The following is a 25,530-nucleotide window of genomic DNA, read 5'->3' as shown; positions in this document are numbered from 1 at the left end:
TCAGTCCCAATGAATCTTGCCGCGGCCGGATTTCACCTCGCCCCGCTGGGCCTTGCCGGCCAGCCGGCGCTGCTGGGACCCGTAGGTCGGCCGGGTGGCTCGCCGGGCCTTGGGTGTGTGGGCGACGCTTTGCACCAGCGCCACCAGCCGGGCGATCGCATCGGCGCGGTTCTGCTCCTGGCTGCGTGACTCCTGCGCCTTGATGACCACCACCCCGTCGGCGGTGATGCGCTGGTCGGACAGCGCCAGCAGGCGCTCCTTGATCACCGGGGGCAGGGTGGAGCGACGGATGTCAAAACGCAGGTGAACCGCGCTGGAGACCTTGTTGACGTTCTGTCCCCCGGGTCCGCTGGCGCGGATGGCGGACACCTCCAGCTCCCAGTCCGCAGGCGTCCACGCCAGGTGCATGGCTGAGGCCGGTTCAGGTCAGCGGGTCCAGGTGCACCGGCACCCGGCGGGCCAGCGCGCACATCAGCTCGTAGCCAATGGTGCCGGCCGCACGCGCCACCTCATCAATCGGCAGGACCTTGCCGTTCGGGCCTTGGCCCCAGAGGGTGACTTCGCTGCCGATGCCGTCTTGCGGCAGGTCGGTCAGGTCCACCGCCAACATGTCCATGGACACCCGGCCCACCGTGGTGGTGCGGCGGCCGCCCACCAACACTGGGGTGCCGTGCACCGCATGGCGGGGGTAACCGTCGGCATAACCGCAGGCCACCGTGCCGATGCGCATCGGCCGCTCGGCGATGAAGGTGCTGCCGTAACCCACGCTGTCTCCCGGCTGCAGATGCTGCACCGCCAGGACGCGGCTGCGCAGCGTCATCGTCGGGCGCAGGTTCCAGTGGGTGATGTCGTGCTGCGGGAAGTCCGGGGCGCTGCCGTAGGTCATGATGCCGGCGCGCACCCAGTCGGCACGGACACCGGCCCGCTCACTGTGCCGCAGCACGGCGGCACTGTTGCTAAGCGAGCGCTCACCTGGCAGGTCGGCCGTGGCTTCCTGGAACACGGCCCACTGGCGATCAATGCCAATCGGGCCGTCCGCATCCGAGAAATGCGTCATCAGCGAGATTTCGTCCACCTGGGGCAGGGCATTCAGGCGGGTCCAGGCGGCCCGGAAGCCGCTGGGCGTGAAGCCCAGCCGGTTCATGCCGCTGTTCAGTTTCAGGAAGATGCGGTGTGGCTCATGCGTTTTGTGCATGGCCAACCAGTCGATCTGCTGCTCGCAGTGGACGGTGTGCCACAGGCGCAGCCGGGAGCAGAGTTCCAGGTCGCGTGCATCAAAACAGCCTTCCAGCAGCAGGATCGGGCCGCGCCACCCCAGGTCGCGGATGCGCTGGGCTTCGTCCAGATCTAGCAAGGCGAAGCCATCCGCCCCCCGGAAAGCGTCAAAGACACGGTCAATTCCATGGCCGTAGGCATTGGCCTTGACGACGGCAAACACCTGGGCATCGGGGGCGCAATCGCGGGCCCGGTGCAGGTTATGGGCCAACGCGGGCTGATGGATGAGGGCTTCAATAGGGCGCGGCATGCCCGACATTGTGCCTTCCCGGTCCGCTCCGACGGCGGGGGCCCCCGGATTGGTGGGCGACAACTAACACACAGACGGGGTGGCTTGAACGACGGTTACGAAAACAAGCGCATGCTATAAACCCGCCGCAGCGCTGATTGACCTCCGTGGACCAGCGTTATCCGCCGCAAAGTCGACGCCAGCCGCAGTTCCAGGTAGCCCGGGTCCATGAAAAAAGGTTTTTACACCATCATGTCAGCGCAGTTTTTCAGCTCGCTGGCTGATAACGCGCTGTTTGTGGCTGCGGTCGAGATGTTGCGCACCAACGGGTCTGCCGAATGGCAGCGTGCGGCCCTGGTTCCCATGTTTGCGCTCTTCTACGTCGTACTGGCGCCTTTTGTGGGTGCTTTTGCCGATGCGGTTCCCAAAGGCAAGGTCATGTTCATTTCCAACACCATCAAGGTGGTGGGATGTCTGAGCATGCTGGTGGGGGTGCATCCGCTGGTGGCGTACGCCATCGTGGGTCTGGGGGCGGCGGCCTATTCGCCGGCCAAATACGGCATCCTCACCGAACTCCTGCCTCCCTCCCAACTGGTGAAAGCCAATGGCTGGATCGAAGGCTTGACCATCGCTTCCATCATTCTGGGGGCGGTGTTCGGCGGGCAACTGCTGGGTGCTCGGGCGTCGTCGGTGCTGCTGAGCTTCGACATGCCCTTCATCGATACCGGCATCGACACGGCACCAGAAGCGGCCATCGCCTTCATGGTGGTGCTGTACGGCATTGCCGCACTGTTCAACCTTCGCATTCCGCGTACCGAGGCGCCGCTGCAGCCGCTGGCGCATGGCACCACCGGCCTGGTGCGCGAGTTCGCCGCCTGCAACTCCCGCCTGTGGCAGGACAAGCTGGGTCAGATTTCGCTGGGCATGACCACGCTCTTCTGGGGTGTGTCCGGCAATATGCGCTACATCGTGTTTGCCTGGGCGGCTGCGGCGCTGGGCTACGGTACGACACAGGCGTCAGCCCTGGCCGGCGTGGTGGCCATCGGCACGGCCGTGGGCGCCGTGGTGGCGTCCGCGACGATCCGCCTGGACAAGGCCACCCGCGTGATTCCGCTGGGGATTGCCATGGGCCTGCTGATGCTGGTGCTGAACTTCATCGACCGCCTGTGGCTGGCCGTGCCGTTCCTGATCCTGCTGGGCGGTGTCGGCGGTTATCTGGTGGTGCCGATGAATGCGCTGCTGCAGCATCGCGGCCACAACCTGATGGGTGCGGGGCGCTCCATCGCGGTCCAGAACTTCAACGAGCAGGCCTGCATCCTGGGCCTGGGCGCGCTGTACACCATCCTCACCCGCTTCGGTGTGTCGGCCTTCGGCTCGATCACCGTCTTTGGCCTGACCGTGGCCTTCATCATGTGGCTGGTGGGCCGCTGGCACAGCAACAACCTGCGCCGTTATCCGGAAGAGATGGACCGGCTGCTGGCGATTGCGCGCTGCGACAAGCACTGAAACCAGCTGATCTTCTACACTTTCGCGATGCAAAGCGAACGTGTGCCCTCGACGGACGATGGTGAGTGGGAAGGTCAGGACGCCGCTGTCAGTGACGGATGGGGCGAGTATCCGCTGGATGCCGTTTTTGTCAGAACCGAGACGCGTACCGTGTCGGAGGTGGTCAGGCGGATCAAACTTGGACGGTTTGTCCTGGATCCCGAATTTCAGCGCGAGTTCGTCTGGCCTCCGGAGAAGCAGTCGAAGCTGATTGAAAGCTGCGTCATGCGCATTCCGCTACCGGTGTTCTATGTGGCGGAGGCGCGGGACGGACGGATCATCGTGGTCGATGGGCTTCAGCGCCTGACCACCTTTGAACATTTTCTGAACGATCAACTGCGGCTGGTCGGACTGGCATCCACACAGGCATCCAAGAGCGGCCAGATTCTGGAGAACAGAACCTTCAGTGAACTGCCGATCCCATTGCAGGAGCGAATCCAGGACACGCAACTGACGCTGTACATCCTGGATGCCAAGGCGCCCGAGCGTGCCCGACTGGACATCTTCGAGCGGGTGAACAGCGGCGAGCCGCTCACGCGGCAGCAGATGAGAAATGCCCTTTACAGCGGTCCTGCGACCCGGTGGCTGAAGTGTGCAGCGCAAAGCACGGAGTTCCAGCACGCGACGGGACATGGGCTGAACGACAAAACGATGCGAGACCGTGAGGCCATCAATCGTTTCTGTGCCTTCAAGCTGCTGGGGGAGGCCGCCTACACGTCCAGTGACATGGATCGGTGGCTGGGGGAGGCGCTGACGCAACTCAATCAGATGGAGCCCGCTGAAGCGGACGACCTGCTGCAAACCTTTCGCGACACCATGCGCCTGCATCTCCAGCTGTTTGGTGAGCATGCGTTCCGCAAGTCACTGGCGTCGGATCGGGCGAGCCCGCGAAGCGTGATCAACATTTCATTGTTTGAAGTGGCGTCCGTGCTGACGTCTGACCGTTTGGTACTGCAAGCAGCGCCCCATCGGTTAGAAATGGTGCGATCTGCAGTCATCGATCTGGTGCGAGATCCCGCCTTTGAGAAGGCGATCACCTACTCCACCAACAGCACTGCAGCGGTTCGCCTGCGTTTTGAACGCATGAGGGCGGTGTTGAAGGACGCACTGAGCAGGGCCCCGTGACCATGATTTCGGACCTACGGATCGAAAACTTCAAATGTTTCACGTCTCTCAGGCTCTCGCTGGGGGCACTCACTTTGCTGACTGGCTTCAATGCAGCCGGTAAATCCAGTGCGCTGCAGCCGCTATTGCTGCTGGCACAGGCCGCAAAGCTGAACCTTCGGCATGAGCCCTACAGCCTGAACGGCGCGCTGGTTCGGCTTGGAAGTGTGGGCGACGTTCTTCCGACGGGCACCCAGCGCGCAGATTTCCGCGTTGGCCTGACGACGGAGGCCGGGACCTTGACCTGGACAATGCAGTGCCGGGCGGGAGACCGGCAGGTGCAGCTGCGCGAACTGCTGTTGGAGACGCCGGACGGCTCGAGCGCGCCAGCACCTTCATCCGTGGAAGAACAGCTGTTCCACACACTGTCCGGTGTCAGCTTTGTGGGTGCCGTTCGAGGCATGTTGGCGGACGCGTACCCCATTCCTGACGCCGACCATCAAGGGTGGGCAGATGTAGGCGTCGATGGACGGTTTGCCGCCTTTTGGTATGCCCGCCGTGCTGATGACGAATTGGTGGCCGCACGCCGTTGTCCCGGCGAGGCCACTGCGACCTCGCTGCGTCAGCATGCGAATGCATGGTTTGCCACGCTGTTTCCCGGCGCACAGATTCATGCGCGGCTTGATCCCGACTTTGCCGGGGTCCATCTTCAATTCCGCACGAGTGACACCGGCGAATGGCGTCGTCCGAGCAATGTAGGTTATGGACTTTCCTACGCCTTTCCCGTACTGGTGGCGCTCTTGACCGCAGCGCCTGGCCAGTTGGTGGTCGTCGACAGCCCTGAAGCGCATCTTCATCCCAAAGCCCAGTCCGCCATGGGGCACATGCTGGCTGCCTTTGCGGCGGCGGGCGTCCAGATTGTGGTGGAGACACATAGCGACCATCTGCTGAACGGCATTCGGCTGGCCGTGAAGGAAGGTGTGCTGGCGCCCCCTGACAGACTGACGACCCACTTCTTCACAGGAGCGACCGCCCAAGGCCATGGCGTGATCTCGCCGGTGATCGACCGAAAAGGCAACCTGAGCGACTGGCCGACCGGCTTTTTTGACCAAGCCGAGCGTGATCTCGCCACCCTGGCAGGTTGGGAGTGAGCCATGCGGTGGTACGTCAACGATGCCTCGCTCCAGGGGCAGTTCGGCAGCACTGCCGAATTTGTTGAAATCCTGAAGGAGTTGCTGGCGCTCCGGCGTCAGTATGAGCACCTTCGGCAACGCTTTTACGTCACCAGCTCGCTGTCAAGCCGTGAAGTGCGGACCGGGTTGTCAGTGGCCCAGTTGTTTCAGCAACCGGATCTTGCGGCTCAAAAGCGCCTGGTGCTGAGCTGGCTGAACAGTGCTGGCCCTTTTGTGGAAGAAGACCGCACACCCGAACCGGACGATTATTTCGAGTGTCTGGGACACGATGTGACCGAGGGAGGCCTGGGCGAGGGTGCCCGACGGGTGAAGTCAGCCCAAAAGGCTTCGACTTTCAGCTTTGTGGGGAGCACGCCTTCATTTGCTGCTTCTCCCCTGACGGTCCTTCACGGCATTCCGGACGACCGGCGTGGCAGCTATGACCTCGTTAACCACTGGACGATCCCTAGCTTTCGTCTGGCTGTCCAGAATGCGCAACCTCAGCCCATCAATTGGCGCCAGTTGGTCGAGGGGGCCCGGCAGCGCTTTCCCCACCTTTGTTTGCCTGACAGTCTCTATACCGATGATCGGCTGGCACGTGAAGCGTTTGATTCGATCATCTCAGACAGCACCCTCATGCTGCTCGAGTGTCTCAACACCTATATGGAGAAGAGACACCCGGATGGCTCCGAAAGCCCGGATTGCCAAGAGATCATCCAGCAGTTCTTCACAGGCGACCGCGCTCGCTTCAGTGGGGAATCGGAGACCAACCGGGTGCAACACCGCAGAGCACTGACGTTCCCAGACCCCGAGAATCCCGCGTGCGAGTTACTGGCACATTGGCACGGAAAAATCAGCCACCGTTTCTTTCGGCTGCATTTCGAATGGCCCGTCCCCGCCCCCTCGAGGCAGCTAAAGGTGCTGTATCTGGGGCCGAAGCTGACCAAGGCTTAGGTTCATCAGCGCCGGCTCTGGCGGCCCCTGCCTCCCGGGTTGTCTTGCACCAACCCACCCGTTGTCAGCACCCGCTCAATATGCTCCGACCACGCGCGGCCGATCTTGAAGCAGCCGCTGTGGTTGAGGTGGATCTCGTTGTGCCAATCCCCGCTGATGCCACTGGCACCTGCGGCCGCCGGGGCCAGTGGCACGGCGGTGGAATCGAAGACAAACAGCCCGGGGAAGGCCGCCTTGTCCGCCATCAGCTGCTTCAGGAATTGGGCCAGATGCATCAGCATCAGGCGGCTCACCGCCGCCCAATCCGCAGCCGGAATGGCATAGGCCTTGAGCGCGGGGTAGAGCCAGGGGCCGTGGCCGGCGTCTTCTGCGCCCGCTGGCCGGGGCACCGGCACCGCATAGCAGTGGATGAACACCGGCTTTCCGAAGGACGGGCCCTGGTCGCGCAGTGACAGCAGATGCTGCAGGTTGGCCTTCAGGTAGGCGGCATAGGTGGCCCACCCCGGCTCCGAGAAATACCGCCCAACCCCGGCGGACGGCGGGCCCCATTCGGTCTGGCGGCGCAGCAGCCGCAGCTCCAGCGGCACTTCCTCGCCATTCATCTGGCTGGGGGTTTGGGCGGCCTGGATGAGGTCATTGCCCCCCACCGACAGGAGAATGCCGTCCCACACCGGCGCCTGCGGGCCGGTCAACAGGTTCACAAATTCTGGCACCGCCGCCAGCTCCACCAGTTTGCCCAGGCTTTCCCGCTGGCCGGCGCAATTCACCGCAGCGGTTGGTTTGGACAGCACCAGTTCCTGCAGCAGATTGGCATGCGCGCTCAGCTTGGCCTGGGCGGTGGAGAACCAGGAATCTCCCTGCGCCAACAGACGCCAGTGGAAGCCTTGCAGATCGGGCGCCTGCGCGGCGGTCAGGTCTTCCGGGGCAAAACAGGCCAGATGGTCCAAGAGGCAGTCTCCCTATGTCTCGAGTGGTGATTCTCGTCTCGGCGGTCCACCCACGCCTGTCCCCAGAGGGTAAGCCCCCCGGATGACAGACGCGAGGCGCCCCGGTTGTAGGCCAGGGTCAGGGCTTGCGCCATGCTATAAACCCTGGGCATTGTTGGCTGGCTTCGCGCAGGTTCCAACCCCTTTCGCGCCATATCCCGACAAACAGCGACGTCCGTGTGCCGTTCAGCGCCCGGAGGCGCTCGCTTGTCTCCGGAGTGCCCCTGCAGGGGCGTGCGCCCGCTCCCTCCCTTCCGCAGGTCCTTCCTTGTCCGTCACCGTTTCTGCCCCATCATCCTCCAGCCGCGCGCCGCTGTCTCTCCCCATCCTGGCATTGATGTTCAACGCCACCGTGTGGGGCCTGTCCTGGTGGCCGTTCCGCCAGTTCGAGGCGGCTGGCATGCACCCGCTGTGGACCACCGTCATCATGTATGCCCTCTCCTGGGGGGTGGTGCTGGTCACCCAGCGTGGCGCTGCGGCCGAGCTGCTGCGTTCCCCCGCCCTGTGGCTGGTGCTGCTGGCCGCTGGCACCACCAACACCGCCTTCAACTGGGGCGTGGCCACTGGCGATGTGGTGCGGGTGGTCCTGCTCTTTTATCTGATGCCGCTCTGGGCGGTGCTGCTGGCGCGGGTGGTACTCAAGGAGCCGCTGACCTGGATGGCCGGGGCGCGAATCGCGCTGGCACTGGGCGGCGCGCTGGTGGTGCTGGCGCCAGAGGGGGCGGCCTGCCGGTGCCCCGCAGCCTGGCCGACGGGCTGGGCCTGCTGGGTGGGCTGGCCTTTGCCTTGAACAACGTGATGCTGCGCCGCCAGGCGGCCAGCAGCCCGGGGGCCCGCGCGCTGGCGATGTTCAGCGGCGGGGTCATCGTGGCCGGCGTGGCCGCCTTTGTGATGGCCGGCCGCGGGTGGGTGGCCTGGCCGGGGCTGCCGTCCTGGCTGTGGTGCCTGCCCCTGGCCGGCATGGCTTTGCTGTTTTTTGCGTCCAACATGTCACTGCAGTTGGGCGCCAGCCGGCTGCCGGCCAATGTCACCGCTGTAGTGATGCTCACCGAAGTGCCGGTGGCGGCGCTGTCCGCCCTGTGGCTGGGCGGTGGATCGCTGAATCTGCCGACTGCGTTGGGTGGGTTGGCCATCCTGTTGGCAGCGATGCTGGCGGCCTGGGAGCGACGTGCCGGCTGACGCTTGACAATCCTGTGACCACACGGAGACCGGCCCCGCGCTACGATCCGTTCATCCAGTTGGGAGAGGATTCTTATGAGCCAGACAGCTTTTGATTTCGACGCGGTCAGCATCACCGGTGAGCCGGTATCACTGTCTCAATATCGCGGCCGGGTCATGCTGGTGGTCAATACCGCCAGCGAATGCGGCTTCACACCCCAGTTCAAGGGTCTGGAAGAGCTGTGGCGGGAATTCCAGGCGCGCGGCCTGGTGATCGTCGGTTTCCCCAGCAATGAATTCGGTGGCCAGGACCCCGGCAGCAATGAGGACATCGCCTCGTTCTGCCAGCTCAACTATGGGGTGAGCTTCCCGATGATGGGCAAGATCAAGGTCAACGGCGGTGAAGCTCATCCGCTGTGGCAATGGTTGAAGGGCGAAAAGCCCGGCATCCTGGGCACACAAGTCATCAAATGGAACTTCACCAAGTTCCTGGTGGGCCGGGATGGCCAGGTGATCAAGCGTTTTGCACCCAATGACTCGCCCGCCAGCCTGCGGGGTGACATCGAGGCTGCATTGGCGCAATAAAGCCCCGCCAGAGGCGCGTGTCCTCAGGTCGGCGACGCCCAGACCGCCAGCACCACAAACGCGGCAACCGCCAGCGTGGTGACCAGCGCGGTGGCGGCGGTCGGCTTGAAAGGGGTGGCAAGCGTGAGTCGCATGGTGGAACCCATAAGCTGAAGGGCACATCGGGCGGCGACAGGTTTCCGTCTGGAAGCTCGCGCAGCCCACCACTGGCGTCCAGCTTGACGCATGCAGCGCCGGGCTGCCACCCCTAAGGTGTGTTGACCCTGACGTTGGGGGGGCCTTGGCGCACACGGGCGCGTCCGCTTCAGGCGATGTGCTGAAGCCGGATCACCCGCAAAGGCTCGGCCAGCCAGGGCTCCAGCCGCGCGGCAAAGGCCTGGAAATGCGCGGTTTCCCGGTGGGCCTCCAGGGCGAGTTCGTCCATGAAGGATTCCCGCATGTAGAAGGTGCCCGGTTCATCGGTCAGCTCAAACAGTTGATAGTCCAGGCAACCGGGTTCCTGCCGAGTGGGCAAAACAAGCGCACGCAGGGCGTCGCACAGGGCCTCACGGGCCTCCGGACGGGCCTTGAGCACAGCAATGAAGCTCAGGGGCTGCTGCGACGCCACGCCACGTGCGCCAGGTGCGCCCGTGGCGCCCGTGGCGCCCGTTGCGCCAGAAGGCAGGGAGAAATCGGTGGGGTTCATGGGGATCGCCAGCCGGCAGCCGGAGCGCCGGACGACCAAAGTGCAGGAGCTGCGATGCTATGCAGTGGACGCGGCGTGCGACAGCCTTTTGTCGACAACACACTTTCAACCGGAGGTTTGAAGTGCAGACCGGGGCCCTCGGCCTGTCCCCTCGATCAGCGACCTTTCCACCGGTGGCTACGGGAAAGCGCTGCTGCCGTCTTCGCACACGCTGACCGTGTCTTGACGCCACCGCAGTGCAGGCTCACCTAGCATCGCTCCATCCTCTGACTGCCAGGTGCCTGTTGATGAGTCAATCCGCGCGCTTCCCTTCCTCCCACCCGGCCCACGCACGCCGTCCGCAGTTCACCCGCCGGATGTCGGCCCTTGTTTCCGGCCTGCTCCTGGCCGTCGCCGCCACCGGTGTGTCCGCCCAGACCCGGCCCCCCGCCGTCGCTCTGGCGGAACTGCAGGCCCTGGCCGCTCGCGAGCAGCCGGCGCTGCTCAAGACGCTGCAGCAACTGGTGGAAATCGAATCCGGCAGCTCCGACCGGGAGGGCCTGGACCGCATTGCCGCTGTGGTGGCGCAACGACTGAAGGACCTGGGCGGTGAGGTCAGCGTCCTGGAGCCCGGCACGGACGTCTACCGCATGTTCGACACGCCCGAGAAGGTCGGCCCCATGGTGCAGGCTCGTTTCAAGGGCGGCGGGGGCCGAAGCAAGGTGCTGCTGATTGCCCACATGGACACCGTCTACCCGCGCGGCATGCTGGCCCAGCAGCCGTTCCGCATCGAAGGCCAGCGGGCCTACGGCCTGGGGATTGCGGACGACAAGCAGGGCGTGGCCACCATCCTGCATGTGCTGGCCATGCTGAAGGCGGTCGGCTGGAAAGATTGCGGCGAGATCACCGTGTTGATCAACGGTGACGAAGAGATCAGCTCACCGGCCTCCCGCCATCGCATCACCCGGTTGGGCAGCGAGCATGACGCCGTCTTGTCCTTCGAGGGCGGCGGCGGACCCGACGGCCCCGATACCCTGCGGCTGGCCACCAGCGGCATCGGCGCTGCCACGGTGTCGGTCAAGGGGCGAGCGTCCCATGCGGGGGCTGCGCCGGAGCGAGGGGTCAATGCCCTGTATGAGTTGTCTCACCAGGTGCTGCAGGCGCGTGACTTGTCCGACCCCAAGGTCGGCCGTCAGGTGCATTGGACGGTGTCCAAATCCGGCGTGGTGCGCAACATGATTCCGCCCAGTGCCGAAGCCGCCGCCGACGTGCGGGTGGAGCGCGTGGAGGACTTTGACCTGATCGAAGCCGAACTGCGCAAGCGCATCCAGAACAAGCTGTTGCCGGAGTCCGAGGTGTCGCTGAGTTTTGAACGGCGTCGCCCGCCGATGCATGCCACGCCGGCGTCGCGGGGGCTGGGCGACACGCTCAAGTCACTGGCAGAGCAGCAAGGCCTGCCGCTGGTGGTGCGGGATGTGCCCACCGGCGGGGGCACCGATGCAGCGTTTGCCGCAGCGGCCACCCGCGCACCTGTGGTGGAAGGCCTGGGCGTGCGCGGATTCGGCGCCCACAGCAATCAGGCCGAGTTCGTGCAGTTGGACAGCATCGCTCCGAAGATGGTGCTGGTCACCCGCGCCTTGATGAGCCTGGGCAATCCACCCTGAGCCCTACGCGACGCCTCTAGGCCCCGTTCGGGCCCAGTTCAGCACCGCGCTTGGCTCCGTTGGGTCCCTATCGTGCCGTGGCCCCGCCATGGTCGGGGGAGGGGGCGTCAGGCTGCGTGCCCTCAACCCTTGGGATACAGCAGCATCTGGGTGCAGCGGAACAGCGCAATGGTCTTGCCGTTGTGCGTCACCACGGCGTCCCACACCTGCGTGGTGCGACCCATGTGAACGGCGGTGGCGCGGCATTCGATCACGCCTTCACGCGCGGTGCCCAGGTGGTTGGACTTCAGCTCCACCGTGGTGAAACTCTGCGCGCCTTCGGGCAGGCTGGCCACGCAGCCATAGCCACAGCAGGTGTCGGCCAGTGTCACGACGCTGCCGGCATGCAGGTAGCCGTTGGGGGCCATCACGGCCTCGCGGACCGGCAAGCGGGCGCTGACTTCGCCGGGGCGGACATCAAGAATCTCGATGCCGAGGTGGCCGGGCAGGCAGGCGGCACCGCGCTCATTCAATGCGTTCTGATCAATCATGGGTCTCCTCGAAATGAGGCGCTGCGGACGGGTGCTCCTTGTTGTACCGCCGTGGGGCTGTGAGGCCGCCATCGGTGGACGCGAAACGCCTCCGTGCGTGCTTCTGAGAGCGCTTCAGTGAAGGCCTCGTGGAGCGAGTCAGGGGGCGTTTCAGGGAGTGAGCCAGGGAGCGAGTCCGGCAGCGCCGATGGCGCGCATTGTCGATGCAGATCGGACCCAGGCCGGACCTGGGGATAATGGAGGACGCTTTTAGTCCGCTCTGTGGAGACCAGCATGTTCCAGCACGTCGACGCCTATCCCGGCGATCCCATCCTCAGCCTCAACGAGGCCTTCCAGAAGGATCCCCGCACGGCCAAGATCAACCTGTCGATCGGCATCTATTTCGATGACGACGGTCGCATCCCGATGCTGGATTCGGTGCGCCGCGCCGAGCTGGCGGTGGTGGAGCAGGCCGGGGCACGGCCTTATCTGCCGATGGAAGGCGCGGCGAACTTCCGCACCGAGGTCGGCAAGCTGCTGTTCGGTGCCGATAGCGCCGTGTTGCGCGAGCAGCGGGTGGCCACCATCCAGGGCGTGGGCTCGTCCGGCGGCCTGAAGGTGGGCGCGGACTTCCTCAAGCGCTACTTCCCCGACAGCGCCATCTATCTGTCCGATCCCACCTGGGACAACCACCGCGCCGTGTTCGAAGGCTCCGGCATTGAATGCCGCACCTATCCCTACTACGACCCCGAGACCGGCGGCCTGCGTTTTGACGACATGCTGCAGGCGCTGTCCGAGGCCCCGGCCCGCAGCATCGTGCTGCTGCATGCCTGCTGCCACAACCCCACCGGCGTGGACCTGACGCAACTGCAGTGGGACGCGCTGATTCCGGTGCTCCAGGAACGCGAGCTGATCGCCTTCCTGGACCTGGCCTATCAGGGTTATGGCGATGGCCTGGAAGCGGATACCTTCGCCGTCCGGGCGCTGGCCGAAGCCGGCCTGAGCTTCCTGGTGGCCAACAGCTTCTCCAAGAACATGAGCCTGTACGGCGAGCGCTGCGGTGCGCTGTCGGTCGTCTGCCCGGACGCCGCCCAGGCGGTCAATGTGTTGGGCCAGCTCAAGTTCACCATCCGCCGCAACTACTCCAACCCGCCGCAGCATGGCGGCCAGGTGGTGGCCAAGGTGCTGTCGGACCCGCAACTGCGCAGCCTGTGGGAGGGCGAGGTCGAAGAAATGCGCGAGCGCATTCTGGCCATGCGCAATGCCCTGTTCGACGTGTTGTCGGCCAAGGTGCGGGGCCGCAATTTCGACTACTTCCTCACCCAGCGCGGCATGTTCAGCTACACCGGCCTGAGTCCGGCGCAGGTGGACCGTCTCCGGGAGGAATTCGGCGTGTACATCCTGCGCTCCGGCCGCATGTGCGTGGCGGGCCTGAACACCCGCAATGTCGAGGCCACGGCTCATGCCATCAGCGCGGTGATCTGAACCGGACAGGCCGCATAGGCCTCAGTTATGGGTAGCGCCTCGGCTTTCATTGGTCGGCGCTCCCACAACTCCTTACCCTGCCAGGCAGTCCAGACATGTCCGCAGGGGATGAAACAAGTCGTTGTGATCGGTGGTGGGGTCGTGGGGGTGACCACGGCGTGGGCGCTGGTGCAGGCGGGCCACCGGGTGACCCTGGTGGAGCGCGCGGCCGGGCTTGCCGAAGGGGCCAGCCGGGCCAACGGCGGCCAGCTCAGCTACCGCTATGTGTCGCCGCTGGCTGATGCCGGTGTGCCGCTCAAGGCATTGGGCTGGCTGCTGGACCCGGACGGCCCCCTGCGTTTCCGGCCCGATGGCAGCCTGGCGCAGTGGCGCTGGCTGGCGGCCTTTCTCGCGCGCTGCCGCGCGGACATCAACCGCCGCACCACCGAGCGCCTGCTCGCCCTGGGCGCGTTCAGCCAGCAGAGCTTCATGGAGCTGCAGCGCGAGGCGGCTTTGAATGCCATCGAGCTGCGCACCCCCGGCAAGCTGGTGGTCTATCGCAAGCCGGCCAGTTTCTTGCGCGCTGCCGCGGCCGCCGATCCCAAGGGGCCGGAGCGGGCGCTGTCCCGGGAGGAATGCCTGGCCCTGGAGCCGTCTCTGGGCGATTGCGACCAGCCCTGGGTGGCCGGCGGCATCTTCACTGCGGGCGAAGCGGTGGCCGATTGCCATGCCTTGTGCCTGCAACTGGGCCGACGGCTGGAGCGACATCCGAATTTCCAGGGCGTGGTGCAGGCGCAGGCGCTCGGTTTCTTGACGGAGCGGGGCCGTGTGGTGGCGTTGCGCAGCACCGTGGGCGAACTGGGTGCGGATGACTTCGTACTGGCGGCCGGCTTGCAGAGCGCTGCGCTGGCGGCTCCGCTGGGCCTGCGTCTGCCGTTGTATCCGCTCAAGGGCTACAGCCTGTCCGCACCGATTGCCGGCCACCACCGCCCGCCCACGGTCAGCGTCACCGATTTCGAACGCAAGACGCTGTATGCCCGCATCGGCCAGCAACTGCGGGTGGCGGCCATGGTGGACCTGGTGGGCGAGGATGCCCGTGTGGACCCGGACCGCTTGGCTGCCTTGCACCGCACGGTGCGGGCCAGTTTTCCGAAGGCGGCGGACTATGCCCTGGCGGTGCCGTGGGCCGGTCTTCGGCCCGCCACCCCCAGCGGGGCCCCCATGCTGGGGCCGACGCCGCTGGCGGGCTTGTGGCTCAATGTGGGTCATGGCGCGCTCGGTTTCACTTTCTCCTTCGGCTCCGCCCGCATCGTGGCGGACCTGGTCTCGGGCCGTCCCAGCCCGCTGGACCTGGACGGACTCGGCTTGCGGACGGCCTGAATGTCACGGAGACGGTTCATGAGCGGCGGCTGGATCGTGCCGCCGCTGGACCCGGGGGCCTGCCTGGGTGTGATCGCTCCCGCCGGTCCTCCCCGGCCCGGTACGCTGGCGCAGGTGGTCCCGATGATGGAGCGCCTGGGCTGGCGGGCCAAGATCTTCCCGGGCTGCCATGGGCCGGCCCGGTTGGACCATCTGGCCGCCTCTGATGCACAACGGCGGCAGGATCTGCAGGACGCGTTCACCGACCCGGAGGTGCATGCCGTGATCGGCCTTCGTGGCGGATACGGTTGCATGCGTCTGCTGGATCGGTTGGACCCCGCGTTGCTGCAGGCCCATCCCAAGCCCTTGATCGGCTACAGCGACCTGACGGCCCTGCATGCGCTGCGGCAGACCTGGGGGCAGGTGGGCTGGCATGCGCCGATGCCCGCCTCGGACTGGCACCGCGGTGAAGAAGGCTGGGCGGATGCCGTGGCGCTGTCCAATGGGCTGCGCCAGGGGCTGCGGGTGGGTGATGTACTGAGCCCTGCTCCCGTGCCCCATCCGCTCAACCGCGTTGGCCCGGTGGGACAGGGCCGCCTCTCCGGTGGCAATCTGGCCGTGCTGGTGGCGTTGATGGGCACCCCCTTCATGCCGGACCTTCATGGCGCGGTGCTCTTCCTGGAAGACGTGGGCGAAGACCCCTACAAGATCGACCGCCTGCTGTGCCAGTTGCGCCTGGGTGGGCATCTGTCCGATCTGGCGGGTGTGGTGCTGGGCAGTTTCAGTGAGGCCGAGGCGCCTGATGAGGTGCTGGCCGACTACTTTCACCCCCTCGGCTGCCCAGTGCTTGCCGGCTGGCCGGCCGGGCACGCCACGCCGAATCTACCCTTGCCGCTGGGGGCCTGGGTGGCGCTGGATGCAGCAGCCCGCACGCTTCGTGTGATGGACAGGGACTGAACCATCACCTGGACCGTGCGGCATGACGGATGTTCAGTGTCTCGCTCTGGGTGCATCCGGCGAAGAAGGATGAAGAGCCGCAGGGATGAGGCTTTGTAGAGCAGTTGCATCGGAGCAGCACAGCAGGATGCCCGAGTACGTTTGGCCCAATATTGCGATGGGCTTGCGAAGCGATAGCTGCAGGTTGGGTGGCACCAGCCGAGACACTTTGAGCGATCCATGCCACTGTTGGAGGTCACTGGCCACTGGTGAGCGCCGCGATGAACAACACGTCGCCCATGCGGATGAGCGACAGCCGCTTCATCCCCATATCCCTCCATTCACTTGAAGTCGTACTTCACCGATACCGCGAGAGTCCGGCCAAACGGGTCGGCCACTCGGGGATCCCAGCCAGCACCGGCCACATCATCCACGTCGTGGTGGGTGAATGGCGGGTCGCGATCGAACAGGTTGCGGATGCCGACCGTCAGCGTGGTGTTCTTGAAGCCGCTGTAGGTGCCGAACAGGTCAAACGTGGTGTAGCTGGACACTCGGGTGTTGGCCGTGGCCGGCAGCACGCCCTTGGCGCTCATGTCCTGGTCCGCATAGCCCGACTTGTAGACCGTGCTGAAGGTGGCGCTCCAGGCATCCCGGGACCAGGTGATGTCGGCATTGAACTTGTCCCGCAGGTACAGCGTGCGGGTGTTGAATTTGCCGACCTGGTCCACCAGCGGTTGACCGTAGAAGGTGCGTTCCTTGGCCTGCAGCATGTGGGTGCCATTGATGTTGGCCAGCCACGTCCCCGTGGGATGCTTGAACTGATAACTCATGCCCCAGTCGATGCCTCGTGTGGTGCTGTCGGCCGCATTGATCCAGCCCGCCTGCACCAGCGTGGCATTGCCGTTGGCATCCCGCACGATGCGGCTGGAGAACAGGTCATAGTTGTTCAGCACGTCGGCCACCGTCAGCTTGCGGATGCGCTGGTCCAGGTCCACACGCCAGTAGTCCGCATAAGCATTGAAGTCGGCGAATGGCGACACCACCAGCCCCAGCGTGCCCTGCTTGGACTTCTCCGGCTTGAGGTTGGGATTGCCGCTGTCGGTGTAGTCCAGACCGATGATGGCGCACTGGGTGGGGTCCGAGGGGCAGCGCACCGGGTCGCTCCAGGTGCCGGTGTAGTCGCGCGGGGCGACGTTGGGACTGAGCTGCTGGAAGCTGGGCGCCTTGAAGCCGGTGTTGTAGGAGCCACGGAACATCACCATCTGCGCCGGCTGCCAGCGGAAGCCCACCTTCGGATTGGTGGTACCGCCGATCTTGCTGTATTGATCGTGGCGCAGGGCCAGTTGCAGATCCAGCCCCTTGATGACTGGCACCGCCAGTTCCCCATACACCGCCCCGATGTTGCGCGACTCCTTGGGCACGGCCGTGTTGCCCGGGCACAGCAGCACGTCCCGCGCACCGGTGGACAGGCTGGAGACGCAGTTGAAGCCGTTGGCATCGGGCGCGAACTCGTAGGTCTCGCGGCGCAGGTCCACGCCGGTGGCGAACTGCACCATACCGGCGGGCAATTTGAACAGGTCGCCACTGATGGAGCCATCCAGCTGCTGCAGCGTCGTCTCTCCGCCTTGCAGGCGGCCGCGGGCCTTCATGGATTCGATCAGCGCCTGGGCCTCCTTGCTCTGGCTCTGGCCCGGTGCCACCCACGGATTGATCAGGCCCTGGCGCAACGCGTCCACCAGCGGCGCGGTGTAGACATAGCCGTCGATCAGGTTGGAATACCCCTTGGCCCCGGCGATCGAGGCCCCCAGCTTGTAGCTGTAGGCGCCAATGTCTCCTTCCATGCCGGCCAGCAGCCGGGAGTTCTCATCCACGTTCTCGATGACGCGGTTGCCAAAGTCCTGCGCGCGCCAGCGGTAGGCAATCGGCTTGGTCGGATCGAAGTCGGTGACGCCGTAGTCTTTCAGATTGAGGTAGTACGGGCCATTGACCGGGTAGGCGGTACCCGTCGCAATCGAGGTGCTGAACTGCGCCGGGGTCAGCTCGGCCTTGACCCGGTTGCGGGATGCCGTGAGTTCCACGAAGGCTTCGGTGGAGTCGCTGATCTTGAACGTGCTGCGGGCGACCAGGTTCTCGGCCTTTTTGGGCGCGGCCAGCATGAACTGGCTGCCGTAGTCGGTGTTGCAGAGGTAGCGGCCGCTGGCGTAGTTGGCAGCCTTGGTGGCGGCGGTGGCCGAAGCGGGGGTCCAGAGGCTGGGTTGGAACTGAACGCCATTGGTCACCTGGTCGCAGGCGCCTTGCAGGCTCAGCAGGTTGATGCGGGTGTACTTCACCGCATCGCCGCTGCCGGCCACAGCCGAGCCACTGCCCAGGGCCGTGCCGGTGCCGGAGATGATGTTGGCAAACGGGCTGCTGGAGGAGTTGGGCGACAGCCCCAGCGCCGGATTGAAACCGGTGGCCCAGTCGCGGTCCGCACCGCGCAGGATGCTGTTGTTGGTCAGGCTCAGGCTGACCATCATGTTGTAGCCGTCCCGCTCCAGTGAGCCCCAGCCGCCGGTGATGGACGCCTTGCGCTGCTGGCCACCGCCCGATTCGAAGGGCGAGGCCACGTCCATGCTGACGCTGGCACCCTGGTAGTCCCGCTTGAGGATGAAGTTGATGACGCCGCCGATGGCGTCCGTGCCGTAGATGGCCGAGGCGCCGTCCTTGAGAATTTCCACGCGCTGGATGGCCGCCATCGGGATGGCGTTCAGGTCCACCGCTCCGCCGCTCATGCCGGAGGTGGAGACGCGCCGCCCGTTCAGCAGCACCAGGGTGCTCCCGGGCCCGAGGCCGCGCAGGTTGGCATTGGCCGTGCCGCCGGTCAGGCGGTCGGTGTCGGCGCCGAACACATTGTTGTTGGAAACGGCGCTGTCCGCACCGGTACCGTTCACGCCCAGTTGGCGCAGCATCTGCTCCGCGCTGGTGATGCCCTTGCGGGCCAGGTCCTTGTCGGTGATGACCTGCACCGGCAGGGCGCCTTCGTCCTTGAGGCGCTTGATGCTGGAGCCGGTGATCTCCACGCGCTCGATTTTTTGAGCCTCCTGCGACCAGGCGGCGGCATGCGCCCCCAGACCCATGACAACAAGGCAACGAGCGAGTGGTTTGAGTTTCACGACATTCTCCTGGTCAACGAATCCGGCGCCGGTGGTCCCCCGGACCCCTGGGCGCTCCCCAACGACATGACGGGACGGCCGGCCCTGGCCGCCCGCCGTCTGGCTTGCGAGCTGGAACCGATGATCAAGCACAGGGCGGTTGGGCTGTCATAGGAGCGTCACGAGTTTGTTGTGTTCCCCACGATGAATGCTTGTCGTCTGTGTATAACCGGACGGAATGTGAAGGCCGCGTGCCGATACAGTCCGGTCCATGCAAGCCGTTCGACCGTCCCCCACCTCCTGGCGCGCCCTGCTGCTGGGCAGCCAGGCCCTGACGCTCACTGTGGCCCTGGCCGGCTGCGCCAGCCTGCCCCATGAGTTGCCCGCACCGGTGGCCGAGGTTCATGCCCGCTCCGGGGTGCCGCTGTCATCGCTGGCTGTGGTGGCGTTTCCGCTGGACCACCCCTCGCGCGGGCTGCGGCTGAATGCCGACCAGCCGATGCAGGGCGCTTCAACGATGAAGCTGATCACCGCCGCTGCGGCGCTGGATCAGCTTGGCCCCAACAGCCGCGGGCGCACCGAGCTGCTGGTGGAGGGGGACCCGACGGCCCCGGCGACCACGCCGGCCCCGGAGGGGCGTCTGAGCACCCCGCTCTACCTCAAGGGCGGCGCCGATGCGGACCTGGACTGGCCCGCCCTCTGGTTCATGCTGCGCGAGCTGCGTGAACGCCAGGGCGTCAAGGACCTGGACGGTGGTGTGGTGGTGGACCGGACGATGTTCCGGCCGGACCGGCCCGAACTGGGCGCCCCCGACTTCGACGAACAGCCGGAGTTCCCCTACAACGTCATTCCGGACGCGCTGAACCTGAACGGCAGCCTGCTCAGCTTCGACCTGCGCGCCGACCGGCAAGGCTTGGAGATGCGGCCGTTTCCGATGTTCGGCGGTCTGCAGATGGACGCCCAGGGCATGCGCCTGGTGGAGCAGCCCTGCAAGGACTGGGATGATCATTGGCGTTTGCCGCAGGTGCAGATGCAACCGCAACCGCAACCGCAACCGCAAGCCCAGGCCCAACCACAGCCACAACCAGTGCTGCCGTCCCACATCGGTCCGCCCCGCCCCCCGGTGGCACCTCCAGCGATGGCCACGCCGCCGACTGCCCATGTGCAGCTCCGGGGTGCGTTCCCGGTGGACTGCCAGGTCCGTCAATCGCTCAATCTGGTGGATCGCCAGTGGCTCACCGCTCAGGCGCTTCGGCAGCTCTGGACGTCGCTCGGTGGCACGCTGAACGGCGAGATTCGCGAAGGTCAGACACCCGCCCAGGCCCGCGTGCTGGTGCGCCACCAGGACCGTCCGCTGGCCGAGCTGCTGCGTCCGGTGCTCAAGGCTTCCGACAACGCCACCACCCGGCTGATCTTCCAACGCCTGGGCGCCGCCGCCGCGCAACCCGGCGAGGACACGCTGATGGCCGCGCAGCGCTCGGTGAAGTCCTGGCTTTCGACGCAAGGCATCGACCCATCGGATGTGGTGCTGGAAAACGGTGCCGGCCTGTCGCGCGTCGAGCGCATCAGCGCCGCCAAGATGGCCGCCTTGCTGCAGGTGGTGCAGCGCGGCGCGCATGGGCCGGAGCTGCTGGCCACCTTGCCGGTGGCGGGCGTGGACGGTACCTTGGCCCGCCGCTTCAAGGGCGGCGCCGCCGAAGGCCGGGCCCGCATGAAGACCGGCACGCTGCGCGATGTGGTGGCGCTGGCCGGTTATGTGCCGGACGCGTCCGGCCACCTGTGGGTGGTGGTGGCGGTGATCAACGATGCCCGGGCATCATCGGCACGTGGCACCCTGGACGCGTTGGTGAACTGGGTGGCGACCCAATAAGCGGCCCCGGGGGCAGGCTGTCGCAAGGGATCCGCCGGCTCCCACCCTCAGGCTGCGGATGATGCCTACACGCCTGAATCCTCCAGCGAACGCCCTGGGAAACCCGCCGGGAAGCTGTCGCTGGCCCCGCACCGCCACAGCAACGCACGGTAGGCCGGCTCGTCCATGCGGCGCAGTTGCCACTCCCCGATCCCGTGCAAGACCTTGGGCTCCAGCCAGCGCACCAGCCAGCTTCCCAGCGTGATGGCGCCCAGGCCGTAGATCCAGTTGGCCAGGCTCTGCAGCACTTTCTGATCCTGCGTTGAGCAAAGGAACCAGAACAACCACAGATTCAGCCCCAGCAGCGCAACGGCAGCCCACACCCAGCGTTGCAGCCAGCCGCGCCAGCCCTCGCGTCCGGGGCCTTCCACCTGTTCCGGCACCGCGTCCTTCGTACGGTCCTCCGCGCCGGGGTGCAAGTCCGCCATGGGTTCCTGGATGAGGATCACGCCGGTGGCGCCGCGACCCATCCGGCGTTGCGCCAGGCCTGCGGGCAACGGGTGACGGTCCATGCGCGCCTTCAGACGCAGCACCACCGGACGCAACAGTCGCAGCACGCCGAAGATCATGCCGATGGCCACGAGGGCCAACGCACCGGCTGTGCCGTGGGTGGCGCCATCGGCACTGGTGTTGCTGCGTGACAGGTCGGCCTTGGCCAGCCCTCCCAGCGACCACTTCAGGCGATAGCCCGACCACTCATCGGCTTCCTGCAGATGTTTCAGATAGTCCGTCATCTGGGCCGGGTCCACATGGTCGTCCAGGCTGGCGTACTGCTGTACCAGCGTCAACGTGCGCTCCTGCAAATGGTAGGTGCGGCGGAAGCTGAAGTGGTCGTCCTTGACCTTGAATTCGCCATTCTCCGGAAGCAGGGTGCGCCAGGACATCGGGAATTGGGCACGCACCGTCATGTCCAGCTGCTGCGGGTGCGACCGGCCCAACGGATGCTGGCGTTGTGACATGTCAGGCCGCTGCAGCAACTGATCCATCTGGGGCGTGGCCAGCACGGCATCAATGGGCCGTCCCTGGGCGTCGGTGTTCCACAGCTTCCCGATCCGGTAGGACTCGGTCACGGTGACCACATTGGCCTGGTCGTCGTCCTGCCATTGCAAGGGCGCGGCGGTCTGGATGTCGTTGAACGACCGGGCGTAGTAGCCCAGGCGGTACTTTTGCAGACGTTCCAGCCGGTTGTCGCCGGTGCCGTATTCATTGCGCATCGTTTCGGCTGCCGCGCCGAAATAGCGGGTCGTGACCTTGAACTCCGCCGGTGATGTCGGCCCTGCCCTGAGATCGAAGTCCATCGTGATTTCGCGGCGCTCGATCGCGGAAGGCGCGGTGGCGATGGTCATCAGTTCCGTCGTGGAGGTATCGATCACCAGCGCCTGGCCAAAATTGGCCTGCACCAGATGGTCCAGCGTTCCGCTCTGCGGGGCGCGTGTCGGGTCCAGCCAGTAGTCCTTGCCCTCCCAGCGGGCCAGCACGATGGCATGGTCAAACGCGCCGGGGGACGCCTGTTCGTCTCCCAGATGGTTCCGCACGTCGGTATTGACCAACGCCACCCAGGCCTCCACACCGAGGCCACGCAGCAGGGCGACGGTCAGCAGCGACTTGTCCTTGCAGTCGCCGAAGCGCTGCGCCAGCACCTGCTCGGGCCGGCGCGGCGCATGCGAGCCGGCGCCGATCGACACCGACAGATATCGCACCCGCTCCTGCACCAGCCGCAACGCACCCGCGATGCGCTCTTCCTGCGTGGCATAACGCTGCTCCAAGGCGTCCAGCTCCTTCTGCACGGCCGCCGGGGATGTGGGGGAGGGCTGATACATCGGGCTCGCCCACCGGGCCACGGCGCCCCAATCGGGAAATTCGGACCAGGCCGTGCGCGCGTAGGGGTAGAACCAGGAGGGCGTGCCGCTGTCCATGCGCAGCGGCTGGGTGTCCGAGAGATCCCAGAGCCATTCCTGTTCGCCGCTGGGCAGGGTGCGCCGCGCCATCGTCACACCCGGCGAGTTCCGTACGGTCGGCTCGCGGCCGGCCGGCATGAGCAGCCGCGAATGTTGGCGAGCGACGGCCACCGAATATTGCAGGTCGTAGCCGCCGAAGTGGCGGCCGCCAAACACCGGGTTGCTGCCACGGACGGTGTAGGCGTACTCCAGCACATCGCCCACCCGCAGGTCATCCAGCGTCAGCAGCAGGGTGCGGTTGCCGTCGTAGATGCCCTGTTCCAGCTGTGTCTCCCGGTCCAGCCAGCGGGCGCGGGCGCGCTGCTGCCAGGGCAGCACCTGGCCGTCCCGATGAATGCGCAGCTGATGGAACTGGAGGGACTGGTAGGCCGGGTTGAAACTCACCTCCAGCTGGCCGGTGCCGTCCAGGCCGCGTTCGGTGCGGATGCGGTCCGCGCGGTGCCGGAAATTGAAGCGATCGGTGGCGGTGACCCGCGTCTGGTTGTCCACCAGCAGGTAGTCCACACCCTGGGCGTCGGCGGGCAGCTTCCGGTCCAGCTCCGGTGTGATCCGCGTCACCCAGGCAGGGATGGCGGTCATGGCCGGCATCGGTACGCTGCGGGCATTGGCATCGCCCTTGAGCGGAAGCGCCGCCGCAGGGGCCTCGATGGCTGGCCTGGATGCGGGGGCGGCGGGGGCCGTGTGGGCCAGCGGCGCCATCATCAAAGCCATCACGGGCGCGATCACCCGTGTCAGTACCCGTGTCATCACCTTTGCCATGACCGGCGCGATCACCCTCGCCTTCACCGTCGACTTCATCGGCGCCATCACTGGTGGGATGAGGGTCTCAGCCATCTGCGACGTCGCCGCAGCGACAGCCGGGCCATCGCTCGTGGCCTGAATGCTGGTGTGCAGCGTCCCGCTGCCGGGCGGGTTGGTTCGGCCCGTCCTGTTCTTGTGATTGGTCATTCACTCTCTCCCGGAGGAGAGATGCTAGTGGATGCCGATGGGAGTGGCGCCGCGACCGAAGCGGCAGGGGCCGGATGCAGCGGCAAAAAGCCGCAGAATCATCCGCCCGGACCCGCCGGTCGGCAGCGCACCTTGTGGGCCATCCCCCGAATGGCGGAGCGCTTCCGAGGGCGGAGCGCTTACTAGCGGGTGCGGATCAACTCACTGCCGACGACAACAGCCGCACCGTCCCCGCTTGCGCGTCCATGTCCGCCATCTGCCCCACCGGCACGGTGAACTTGCGGCGGATGTGACCGATCATCGCGCCCCGGAAGACCGGCACGTTCAGAGGCAGGAAGTAGTCGTCGAACACTTCGTCCAGCGTCAGCGTGCCGTAGGCGCCATCGCCGGGGCCGCAGCGGGTGAACTGGCCCAGCACCACCCCCGCGAGAGCGTCCAGTGCGCCCGCCAGGCGCAGTGTGGACAGGCAGCGGTCCAGCCGGTAGATGTATTCGTTCACGTCCTCCAGGAATAGCAGCGCGCCTCGGCAGTCCGGAAAGTAGGGCGAGCCGGCCAGGGAGGCCAGCACCGTGAGATTGCCCCCCACCAGCCGACCCCGCGCGACGCCGGGCCGCACGGTGGTGATGCGGTCCGTGGCCTGCACCAGCGAGTCACCCTTGTCATTCGGATTGACCAGCAGGTCCGGCACCGCATCCATCACCACCGCCTTGAAATGCTGCAGCGAGAACTCGTTCCATTCCGAGCTGGCCACCGGACTGTGGAAGGTGATCAGGCCGGTCTGCCGGTGGATGGCATTCAGCAGGCTGGTGAGATCGGAGAAGCCGCCGAAGAACTTCGGTTTGCGGCGGATCAGGGCGTAGTTGAGCTTGTCGACGATGCGGTTGCAGCCCGACCCGCCTGTCAGCGCCAGGATGCCGGCCACCTCGTCTTCGGCGAAGAAGTCGTTGATGTCGCCGGCTCGCTGCGCATCGGTGCCTGCAAACTGGCCGTAACGGGCCTGCACATGGCGGCCCAGCTTCACCTTGAATCCAATGGCCTGCAGGGCCTCGACCGCCAAGGTCAGCGGCTCACGTTCGTAGGTGGCATTGGCCGGGCTGACCAGACCGATGGTGTCCCCCGGTTGCAGCCGGCGTGGCCGCAGGGCTGGGAGTGGCTCGGGAGCCAGGGGCAGGCGCCCGGGGGCCATGGCACCCTGGGGCGCCATGGCGGCGGCGGATGCGGCCTGAGCGCCCCATGTGGCACCAGCGGTGGCCATGGCGGTGCGCAGCCACTGACGGCGGGAGGAAGTCATGAAGTCTCCTGATGGGGTCAGATCACCAGCGGCAGCGTGCGGCGTACCAGGTCCCGATCGCCAAAATCGAAGTGCCACCACTCCGTGTTGATGGTCTGGAAACCGGCAAAACGCATGGCGGCGCGCAGCCAGCCGCGGTGGGTCAGTTGGGATGCCGTCAGACCGCCCTGCGCCAGTTGCTCGGCTTCGAATTCGGGATGGGAGGCGGCCGTCATTTCGTCAAAACCGGTGCCCATGTCCAGCTCATGGCCCTGGGCGTCCATCAGCGTGGCATCCACCGCCATGCCGAAGGAATGGATGGACCGGCGTGCGGGGTGGGCCAGGTATTGCGTCAGCGGCGTCCCTGCCAGCTCCGCCCATAGCGCCTCCTGCACCCGCTGCGGCCGCAGGGCATCCAGCACCACCAGCTGCACATCCGGTTGATGGCGGGACAACCAGGCGGCCGCTTGCTGCAAGGCATCCGCCGCTTCGCGTCGCAGGTAGGCGCAGTCCAGGCCGCCGTAGACATTGCGGCCCACGAAGTTGTCCGGCGTGGCGTAACGCAGGTCCACCACGATGCCGGGAATGGCCAGCAGCGGCTGGAACTCCGGATGGGCGGCGATCTCTTCGCAGGCGATGGTGCGTTCGGTCTGGCTCATGGCGGTGAGGCTGTGTGGGGGCGGGTGTGTGGGGAGGTCGGTCTGGGGCGG

Annotated in this window: 22 protein-coding genes; 13 read left to right on the top strand and 9 right to left on the bottom strand. The window is 66.0% G+C overall.

What is annotated here, in order from left to right; genetic code table 11:
• The gene (gene arfB / locus OU995_RS04165) at positions 1–408 is read right to left on the bottom strand and encodes an alternative ribosome rescue aminoacyl-tRNA hydrolase ArfB (RefSeq protein WP_267834194.1); all 408 of its coding nucleotides are present in this window, start codon (positions 406–408) and stop codon (positions 1–3) included.
• A gap of 13 nt (positions 409–421) precedes the next feature.
• Positions 422–1,525: an alanine racemase gene (gene alr, locus OU995_RS04160; protein WP_267834190.1), complete on the bottom strand. Its 1,104-nt coding sequence runs from the start codon at positions 1,523–1,525 to the stop codon at positions 422–424.
• 207 nt (positions 1,526–1,732) lie between these two features.
• On the opposite strand from alr, the gene lplT reads away from it, so the two are divergent.
• The 4 genes from lplT to OU995_RS04140 are packed head-to-tail and all read left to right on the top strand — an operon-like array spanning position 1,733 to position 6,279.
• Positions 1,733–3,010 carry a lysophospholipid transporter LplT gene (lplT, locus tag OU995_RS04155; protein ID WP_267834188.1) on the top strand — a complete coding sequence of 426 codons (1,278 nt, stop codon included), beginning with the start codon at positions 1,733–1,735 and terminating at the stop codon, positions 3,008–3,010.
• 27 nt (positions 3,011–3,037) lie between these two features.
• Entirely contained in the window at positions 3,038–4,174 is a 1,137-nt protein-coding gene (locus OU995_RS04150) for a DUF262 domain-containing protein (protein WP_267834185.1), read from the top strand.
• Between the two features lie 2 nt (positions 4,175–4,176).
• Positions 4,177–5,304, top strand: coding sequence for an AAA family ATPase (locus tag OU995_RS04145; protein ID WP_420714869.1), 1,128 nt, complete (start codon positions 4,177–4,179; stop codon positions 5,302–5,304).
• A gap of 3 nt (positions 5,305–5,307) precedes the next feature.
• A complete protein-coding gene (locus OU995_RS04140; protein ID WP_267834181.1) occupies positions 5,308–6,279 on the top strand; it encodes a hypothetical protein in 972 nt (323 codons plus the stop codon).
• Between the two features lie 5 nt (positions 6,280–6,284).
• On the opposite strand, the gene OU995_RS04135 is transcribed toward OU995_RS04140, so the two are convergent.
• On the bottom strand, positions 6,285–7,226 hold the full coding sequence (locus tag OU995_RS04135) for a hypothetical protein (protein WP_267834179.1): 942 nt from the start codon (positions 7,224–7,226) through the stop codon (positions 6,285–6,287).
• A gap of 307 nt (positions 7,227–7,533) precedes the next feature.
• Between OU995_RS04135 and OU995_RS27435 the strand changes: the two genes are divergently transcribed.
• The 3 genes from OU995_RS27435 (at position 7,534) to OU995_RS04125 (ending at position 9,008) form a co-directional block, all read left to right on the top strand.
• Positions 7,534–8,055, top strand: coding sequence for a DMT family transporter (locus OU995_RS27435; protein WP_324288700.1), 522 nt, complete (start codon positions 7,534–7,536; stop codon positions 8,053–8,055).
• Positions 7,998–8,444, top strand: a complete 447-nt coding sequence (locus OU995_RS27430) for a hypothetical protein (protein WP_324288699.1) — start codon at positions 7,998–8,000, stop codon at positions 8,442–8,444. The genes OU995_RS27435 and OU995_RS27430 overlap by 58 nt, the downstream gene beginning before the upstream one ends.
• 75 nt (positions 8,445–8,519) lie before the next feature.
• Positions 8,520–9,008 carry a glutathione peroxidase gene (locus tag OU995_RS04125; protein ID WP_267834178.1) on the top strand — a complete coding sequence of 163 codons (489 nt, stop codon included), beginning with the start codon at positions 8,520–8,522 and terminating at the stop codon, positions 9,006–9,008.
• A gap of 304 nt (positions 9,009–9,312) precedes the next feature.
• On the opposite strand, the gene OU995_RS04120 is transcribed toward OU995_RS04125, so the two are convergent.
• The gene (locus OU995_RS04120; protein ID WP_267834175.1) at positions 9,313–9,693 is read right to left on the bottom strand and encodes a putative quinol monooxygenase; all 381 of its coding nucleotides are present in this window, start codon (positions 9,691–9,693) and stop codon (positions 9,313–9,315) included.
• A 356-nt stretch (positions 9,694–10,049) separates the two neighbouring features.
• Here OU995_RS04120 and OU995_RS04115 point away from each other — a divergent pair, with 356 nt between their 5' ends.
• Positions 10,050–11,336 carry a glutamate carboxypeptidase gene (locus OU995_RS04115; protein ID WP_420714868.1) on the top strand — a complete coding sequence of 429 codons (1,287 nt, stop codon included), beginning with the start codon at positions 10,050–10,052 and terminating at the stop codon, positions 11,334–11,336.
• Between the two features lie 122 nt (positions 11,337–11,458).
• On the opposite strand, the gene OU995_RS04110 is transcribed toward OU995_RS04115, so the two are convergent.
• Positions 11,459–11,866 (bottom strand): PaaI family thioesterase, encoded by a 408-nt coding sequence (locus OU995_RS04110; protein WP_267834171.1) that lies wholly within the window; start codon positions 11,864–11,866, stop codon positions 11,459–11,461.
• 273 nt (positions 11,867–12,139) lie between these two features.
• Between OU995_RS04110 and OU995_RS04105 the strand changes: the two genes are divergently transcribed.
• The 3 genes from OU995_RS04105 (at position 12,140) to OU995_RS04095 (ending at position 15,625) form a co-directional block, all read left to right on the top strand.
• Positions 12,140–13,330 carry an aromatic amino acid transaminase gene (locus tag OU995_RS04105; protein ID WP_267834170.1) on the top strand — a complete coding sequence of 397 codons (1,191 nt, stop codon included), beginning with the start codon at positions 12,140–12,142 and terminating at the stop codon, positions 13,328–13,330.
• A gap of 108 nt (positions 13,331–13,438) precedes the next feature.
• Positions 13,439–14,689, top strand: a complete 1,251-nt coding sequence (locus OU995_RS04100; protein WP_267834169.1) for a D-amino acid dehydrogenase — start codon at positions 13,439–13,441, stop codon at positions 14,687–14,689.
• 18 nt (positions 14,690–14,707) lie between these two features.
• Positions 14,708–15,625: a S66 peptidase family protein gene (locus tag OU995_RS04095; protein ID WP_267834168.1), complete on the top strand. Its 918-nt coding sequence runs from the start codon at positions 14,708–14,710 to the stop codon at positions 15,623–15,625.
• 320 nt (positions 15,626–15,945) lie between these two features.
• On the opposite strand, the gene OU995_RS04090 is transcribed toward OU995_RS04095, so the two are convergent.
• Positions 15,946–18,756: a TonB-dependent receptor gene (locus OU995_RS04090; RefSeq protein WP_267834165.1), complete on the bottom strand. Its 2,811-nt coding sequence runs from the start codon at positions 18,754–18,756 to the stop codon at positions 15,946–15,948.
• A 250-nt stretch (positions 18,757–19,006) separates the two neighbouring features.
• Here OU995_RS04090 and dacB point away from each other — a divergent pair, with 250 nt between their 5' ends.
• A complete protein-coding gene (dacB, locus tag OU995_RS04085; protein WP_267834164.1) occupies positions 19,007–20,605 on the top strand; it encodes a D-alanyl-D-alanine carboxypeptidase/D-alanyl-D-alanine-endopeptidase in 1,599 nt (532 codons plus the stop codon).
• A gap of 65 nt (positions 20,606–20,670) precedes the next feature.
• Here dacB and OU995_RS04080 read toward each other — a convergent pair whose 3' ends face one another.
• Positions 20,671–23,181 (bottom strand): DUF3857 domain-containing transglutaminase family protein, encoded by a 2,511-nt coding sequence (locus tag OU995_RS04080; RefSeq protein WP_267834163.1) that lies wholly within the window; start codon positions 23,179–23,181, stop codon positions 20,671–20,673.
• On the opposite strand from OU995_RS04080, the gene OU995_RS04075 reads away from it, so the two are divergent.
• On the top strand, positions 23,180–23,482 hold the full coding sequence (locus OU995_RS04075) for a hypothetical protein (protein ID WP_267834160.1): 303 nt from the start codon (positions 23,180–23,182) through the stop codon (positions 23,480–23,482). The genes OU995_RS04080 and OU995_RS04075 overlap by 2 nt on opposite strands.
• Before the next feature lie 264 nt (positions 23,483–23,746).
• Here OU995_RS04075 and OU995_RS04070 read toward each other — a convergent pair whose 3' ends face one another.
• Together OU995_RS04070 and OU995_RS04065 are read right to left on the bottom strand one after the other, a co-directional pair.
• Positions 23,747–24,841 (bottom strand): S66 peptidase family protein, encoded by a 1,095-nt coding sequence (locus tag OU995_RS04070; RefSeq protein ID WP_267834159.1) that lies wholly within the window; start codon positions 24,839–24,841, stop codon positions 23,747–23,749.
• A 17-nt stretch (positions 24,842–24,858) separates the two neighbouring features.
• Positions 24,859–25,479: a M15 family metallopeptidase gene (locus tag OU995_RS04065; protein WP_267834158.1), complete on the bottom strand. Its 621-nt coding sequence runs from the start codon at positions 25,477–25,479 to the stop codon at positions 24,859–24,861.
• Positions 25,480–25,530: the final 51 nt, after the last annotated feature.

This window comes from Roseateles sp. SL47 (assembly GCF_026625885.1).
Lineage (GTDB): Bacteria > Pseudomonadota > Gammaproteobacteria > Burkholderiales > Burkholderiaceae_C > Roseateles.
The sequence above is the reverse complement of the archived record's forward strand: the minus strand, read 5'-3'. Positions and strand labels throughout refer to the sequence as shown.

Bases quoted from the DNA above. Each gene is read 5' to 3' on its own strand.
- arfB (WP_267834194.1), bottom strand. From the start codon at position 408: ATGCACCTGGCGTGGACGCCTGCGGACTGGGAGCTGGAGGTGTCCGCC.
- alr (WP_267834190.1), bottom strand. From the start codon at position 1,525: ATGCCGCGCCCTATTGAAGCCCTCATCCATCAGCCCGCGTTGGCCCAT.
- lplT (WP_267834188.1), top strand. From the start codon at position 1,733: ATGAAAAAAGGTTTTTACACCATCATGTCAGCGCAGTTTTTCAGCTCG.
- OU995_RS04150 (WP_267834185.1), top strand. From the start codon at position 3,038: ATGCAAAGCGAACGTGTGCCCTCGACGGACGATGGTGAGTGGGAAGGT.
- OU995_RS04145 (WP_420714869.1), top strand. From the start codon at position 4,177: ATGATTTCGGACCTACGGATCGAAAACTTCAAATGTTTCACGTCTCTC.
- OU995_RS04140 (WP_267834181.1), top strand. From the start codon at position 5,308: ATGCGGTGGTACGTCAACGATGCCTCGCTCCAGGGGCAGTTCGGCAGC.
- OU995_RS04125 (WP_267834178.1), top strand. From the start codon at position 8,520: ATGAGCCAGACAGCTTTTGATTTCGACGCGGTCAGCATCACCGGTGAG.
- OU995_RS04120 (WP_267834175.1), bottom strand. From the start codon at position 9,693: ATGAACCCCACCGATTTCTCCCTGCCTTCTGGCGCAACGGGCGCCACG.
- OU995_RS04115 (WP_420714868.1), top strand. From the start codon at position 10,050: ATGTCGGCCCTTGTTTCCGGCCTGCTCCTGGCCGTCGCCGCCACCGGT.
- OU995_RS04110 (WP_267834171.1), bottom strand. From the start codon at position 11,866: ATGATTGATCAGAACGCATTGAATGAGCGCGGTGCCGCCTGCCTGCCC.
- OU995_RS04105 (WP_267834170.1), top strand. From the start codon at position 12,140: ATGTTCCAGCACGTCGACGCCTATCCCGGCGATCCCATCCTCAGCCTC.
- OU995_RS04100 (WP_267834169.1), top strand. From the start codon at position 13,439: ATGAAACAAGTCGTTGTGATCGGTGGTGGGGTCGTGGGGGTGACCACG.
- OU995_RS04095 (WP_267834168.1), top strand. From the start codon at position 14,708: ATGAGCGGCGGCTGGATCGTGCCGCCGCTGGACCCGGGGGCCTGCCTG.
- dacB (WP_267834164.1), top strand. From the start codon at position 19,007: ATGCAAGCCGTTCGACCGTCCCCCACCTCCTGGCGCGCCCTGCTGCTG.
- OU995_RS04075 (WP_267834160.1), top strand. From the start codon at position 23,180: ATGGCCGGCATCGGTACGCTGCGGGCATTGGCATCGCCCTTGAGCGGA.
- OU995_RS04080 (WP_267834163.1), bottom strand. From the start codon at position 23,181: ATGACCGCCATCCCTGCCTGGGTGACGCGGATCACACCGGAGCTGGAC.
- OU995_RS04070 (WP_267834159.1), bottom strand. From the start codon at position 24,841: ATGACTTCCTCCCGCCGTCAGTGGCTGCGCACCGCCATGGCCACCGCT.
- OU995_RS04065 (WP_267834158.1), bottom strand. From the start codon at position 25,479: ATGAGCCAGACCGAACGCACCATCGCCTGCGAAGAGATCGCCGCCCAT.